This window comes from Bradyrhizobium sp. LeoB3 (assembly GCF_055456055.1).
In genome coordinates, this window is the sequence record NZ_JBVBEF010000218.1 from 1 (window position 1) to 4,525 (window position 4,525).

Here is a 4,525-nt window from a genome sequence, read left to right on the forward strand (position 1 = left end):
AAGCCCTTCAAATGGACCAAGTCCGCAGACCAGATCTTGGCTTCTGTCAAACGCTTCTGTCACAAAGCTCAGCAGACTTTATGTGGCGAACTTTAGATTCACGTGACTAGGCCGTGAACCCATAAATCTGCCGGACGGGCGGCTTCCGAGGTCCGCTATGCCCCGATAGCCGACTTATTGTTGCACAGCAGCGAGCAACGCGATGGACTACAAACGGAAGTCGCGCAATAAGTCATATGCCAAGTGGTACGTCGGTTCAGCCTGACGTCCCACGCGGAGCATTGCTGTTAACGCATGCGCCGTCGCCAATCGCTCGGCGTTTCTCCGGTCAGCTTCCTGAACGCCGCGGCGAAGGCCGTCTGGGAGGCATACCCAAGCGCCGCGGCGACCGAGACGACCGACTCGTCGGTGTCGCGCAGCATATTCATGGCCTGCTCGAGGCGGTGCTGGCGCAGCCAGGCATGCGGCGAAAGCCCGGTACTCTCCTTGAAGGCACGACAGAAGTGGAAGCGCGACAGGCCAGCATCGGAAGCCAGGGCATCGAGGGAGACGTCGGTGTCGCTGCCCGAGCGCAAGCGTTCGATGGCACGGAGCAGGACCTTCGGCGACAGCCCACCCATGGTCGGCCGGGATGTGGTTGGCGAGCCGGCGTGCGCAGCCAGGAGGCGCGTGGCCAGCAGGTCCGTCAGCTGATGCCTGAACAGGGTATCCAGGGCCCCATTGCCCTCCATGACATCCACCGCGCTCAACAGCAATCGGGATGTAAAGGGGTCGGGATGCGCCGTTCGCTCCATGAGATCGACCGGTGTGGAGATATCGGCTTCGTCGGCAACGCGCCTCAGCGTTGCGTGACGAAGATAGAGCTGGACGACATCAACAGGTTTCGGAATATCCCATCGGGAGCTTGATCCTTCCGGAATGATTATCACAACCCCGGGACGAAACGTTCCAATCGCGACCGATCTTCCTGACCGCCGCTCCATGCGCTGCATCATACCGTTGTAAGCCATGATGACGTGATGGGCCATTGGCGCGACGACGTCGTGCAGTGGTTCATGTTTCCAGTGGGCGATCCCGGCACCGGAGGCGTCCAATGCCATGTGAAACGGTTCGGTCCCGAGCACACGGGCCATCTCCGCATGGGCACGACGCCCATCGGCAACGGACACGCCGCTCTGACGGCCCTCAGATATGGCGGGCGGCTGCTCCTGCAACGGATCGCGCAGGATCGGCTTATTCATGATCCAATACCAAAGTTGCGGTGGCGATGGAGCCCTCGCCGCGATGGCGCGAGCAAGTAGGTGGGGCGGTCGCTGACCTGATGGCGGAACTTACCTCAGCAAACTCCTCACGTAAACCTGACGGATAGTGTGATCTACCCGCTACGGTGTAGCGGAAGAACACATAATTGGCCGAGCTATCCGCAGAACCTGCGAAACACCGAGCGATTGGCGGAGGCGTTAGCAGCAATCGCTCTTTAGCGACGGCAAACGCTCTGGGGCAGCGGCACGCCAGGTTCGCTAGAGATCGTCGTGCCCACGCTGAGAGAGCGACACACGAACTCAAGGGACCGATCCTATGATCTCCGTCACCACCAACGATGGCGTCCAGATTTTCTATAAGGACTGGGGGCCGAAATCCGCCCAGCCGATCGTTTTTCACCACGGCTGGCCGCTGACCGCCGACGACTGGGATAACCAGATGCTCTTCTTCGTCAGCAAGGGTTACCGTGTCATCGCCCATGATCGCCGGGGTCATGGCCGTTCGATGCAGGTGAGTGACGGCCACGATATGGATCACTACGCAGCCGATGTCGCGGCCGTCGTAGAGCACCTTGATCTTCGGAATGCCATTCACATCGGTCATTCCACGGGCGGCGGCGAGGTCGCGCGCTACGTTGCACGCCATGGCAGAAATCGCGTGGCCAAGCTGGTCCTGATCGGTGCGGTGCCGCCGCTGATGTTGAAGACAGAGGCGAATCCGGCTGGCTTGCCCATCGAAGTGTTCGATGGCCTACGCCAGCAGCTCGCCGCCAACAGGGCGCAGTTCTACCAAGACTTCGCGAGCGGTCCATTCTATGGCTATAACCGCCCGGGCGCAGAAGCATCGCAGGCCGTCATCTGGAATTGGTGGCGCCAGAGCATGATGGGCAGTGCCAAGGCCCACTATGACGGCATCAAAGCCTTCTCGGAAACGGACTTCACCGAGGATCTGAAGAGCATCACCGTGCCCACGCTCGTCCTGCATGGCGGTGACGACCAGATCGTACCCGTCAACGACTCGGCACCCCTATCGGCGAAGCTACTGAAGCACAGCACTCTGAAAATCTACGACCTGCTGCCGCACGGCCTGTGCACGACACATGCCGACATCATCAACGCCGAGCTTCTCTCCTTCATCTCAGCCTAGTCGGCATCGACGTCAAGAACAGCGGGAGACAAAAAATGACCTGGAAGAACCTCGTCGTCCCCCTTGCAATCAGATCGCGGCCGAGAGCCGTCGCCTCTGCGGTCATCTACGGGCTGTCGCTGGCCGTTCGCTTCACTTCAGCGGCGGGTGAAGAGGTGGAGATTCCACCGCAAGCCGCGCAACGGGCGCACCCGCTGATTTCCATCATGCCCAGGGACGGCTCCCGTCTTCCCCACCAGGAGTGGGGCGTAAAGCCCACGCAGCCGATCGTCTTCCGCCACGGCTGGCCGCGCTGGTCGCCGCCCGGCTGCGTCGCCCCTTAAGAACCAGATCTCGTTTCACCGCTTCGCGTCGTCGTCGGTCGCTGCCGCCCATGTGGGGCAGCGCCGGTAACGCGCGGACTTTTGGAAGCCAAAACCACAGGAGCAAATGACATGCGATTAGTCATCATCGGCGCCGGCTTTGCCGGCATGTACGCCGCACTTTCCGCCGCCCGCCTACGCGACATCCGGGGCGTCTCGCCCGAGGAGCTCGAGATCACGTTGGTCGCGCCCGATCCGACGCTGGTGGTGCGCCCGCGGCTCTACGAACCGAAGCCCGAGACGCTGACGGCGCCTCTGCTCGATGTGCTCAAGGCCATCGATGTCGTCTACATGCAGGGCAGCGCCGAGACGATCGACACCAAGTCCCGCATGGTGCAGATCACCACGGACAAAGGCACGCGCAAGTCGCTCTCCTACGACCGGCTGGTCGTGGCGACCGGCAGCCGGCTGTTCCGCCCGAATATTCCCGGCCTCGCCGAGCACGGCTTTTCCGTTGACCAGCTCGACGATGCGATCGCCCTCGACAAGCACCTGCACGGCCTGGCCGACCGCCCGGCAAAGAACGGGCGCGACACGGTCGTCGTTGCCGGCGGCGGCTTCACCGGTATCGAGGCGGCGACCGAAATGCCCGCGCGGCTGCGCAAGATCCTTGGCAAGGATGCGAAACCGCGCGTCATCATCGTCGACCGCAACAATGCGATTGCGCCCGACATGGGCGAAGGTCCCCGCCCGCTCATCGAAGACGCCCTGCGCAAACTCGGTGTGGAAACCCGCCTCGGGGCCGGCGTCGCCTCGCTCGACCAATCCGGCGTCACGCTGTCCAACGGTGAACATATCGAGACCGAGACCGTGATCTGGGCGGCAGGCATGCGCGCAGCTCCGCTGACTCAGCAGATCCCCGCCGAGCGCGACAATTTCGGCCGGCTGCTGGTCGACCGCTGTTTGCAAGTGCCAGGAGTGCCCGGCGTGTTCGCCACTGGCGACGCTGCCCGCGCCGCCTGCGACGATGACGGCAACTACGCGCTGATGTCGTGCCAGCACGCCACGCGGATGGGCGCCTTTGCCGGCAACAATGCCGCCGCGGAGCTCATGGGAGTCCCGACCAAGCCCTATCACCAGAAGGCCTACGTCACCTGCCTAGACCTGGGCGAAGCCGGCGCGCTCTTCACGCGCGGCTGGGAGCGCAAGGTGGAGATGGTCGGCGAGGTCGCCAAGAAGACCAAGCAGGAGATCAACACAGTGTGGATCTATCCGCCGCAGGCCAAGCGTGCCGCCGCGCTGGCCTCAGCCGATCCGGAGCGTGTGACCGACCTCTGAACACCTCACCAGCATTGACCGCGCTTCCCACGCGGGAAGCGCGGCCCGTCCAGGATCGAGCGCCAAGATCAAACGCAGGAATTTTCAAAGATGAATCAGATGATCCGCAACACTCAGCAGGAGACAAACATGAGCTTAGACACGACCGCAGACCCCCTTACATCGGGACCCGAAGAGCTCGTTCCGTCGCGCTACGCGCTGAAGGTCGGCGACATTGACGTGCTGGTGGTCAGCGATGGCGTGCTGCCGCTCCCGACCCAAATGTTGGGACACAACGCCGACCCGGCCGACCGCGCGGCCTGGCTGAAAGACATGTTCCTGCCGCAGGACGCGTTCGATTGGGCGCTGAACGTGGTCGTGGTGCGGAGCGGCGGCAAGACCATCCTCATTGACGCTGGACTAGGTCGTGTGGACTCTTGGGATTCTCAAATCAGATGGAACGTGATTCAAGGCTTTCTTTTAGGAGGAAGCCTTGG

General features: G+C 62.4%; 4 protein-coding genes and 1 pseudogene. 4 read left to right on the plus strand and 1 reads right to left on the minus strand.

Annotated elements, in window-relative coordinates; translation table 11 throughout:
* Window positions 1-287 precede the first annotated feature (287 nt).
* The gene (locus ACZXDY_RS44885; RefSeq protein WP_464349893.1) at window positions 288-1,241 is read right to left on the minus strand and encodes a helix-turn-helix transcriptional regulator; all 954 of its coding nucleotides are present in this window, start codon (window positions 1,239-1,241) and stop codon (window positions 288-290) included.
* A 337-nt stretch (window positions 1,242-1,578) separates the two neighbouring features.
* Between ACZXDY_RS44885 and ACZXDY_RS44890 the strand changes: the two genes are divergently transcribed.
* The 4 genes and pseudogenes from ACZXDY_RS44890 to ACZXDY_RS44905 form a co-directional block, all read left to right on the plus strand.
* Window positions 1,579-2,409, plus strand: coding sequence for an alpha/beta fold hydrolase (locus ACZXDY_RS44890; protein WP_464349894.1), 831 nt, complete (start codon window positions 1,579-1,581; stop codon window positions 2,407-2,409).
* Window positions 2,410-2,444: 35 nt separating this feature from the next.
* On the plus strand, window positions 2,445-2,732 hold the full coding sequence (locus tag ACZXDY_RS44895; RefSeq protein ID WP_464349895.1) for a hypothetical protein: 288 nt from the start codon (window positions 2,445-2,447) through the stop codon (window positions 2,730-2,732).
* A gap of 111 nt (window positions 2,733-2,843) precedes the next feature.
* Window positions 2,844-4,049 (plus strand): NAD(P)/FAD-dependent oxidoreductase, encoded by a 1,206-nt coding sequence (locus ACZXDY_RS44900; protein WP_463331974.1) that lies wholly within the window; start codon window positions 2,844-2,846, stop codon window positions 4,047-4,049.
* 90 nt (window positions 4,050-4,139) lie between these two features.
* Window positions 4,140-4,525: pseudogene (locus tag ACZXDY_RS44905) on the plus strand (hypothetical protein); the annotation flags it as partial.

What these genes read in the sequence shown, in the direction of transcription:
- ACZXDY_RS44895 (WP_464349895.1), top strand. Translation starts at nt 2,445, where the DNA reads ATGACCTGGAAGAACCTCGTCGTCCCCCTTGCAATCAGATCGCGGCCG.
- ACZXDY_RS44900 (WP_463331974.1), top strand. Translation starts at nt 2,844, where the DNA reads ATGCGATTAGTCATCATCGGCGCCGGCTTTGCCGGCATGTACGCCGCA.
- ACZXDY_RS44890 (WP_464349894.1), top strand. Translation starts at nt 1,579, where the DNA reads ATGATCTCCGTCACCACCAACGATGGCGTCCAGATTTTCTATAAGGAC.
- ACZXDY_RS44885 (WP_464349893.1), bottom strand. Translation starts at nt 1,241, where the DNA reads ATGAATAAGCCGATCCTGCGCGATCCGTTGCAGGAGCAGCCGCCCGCC.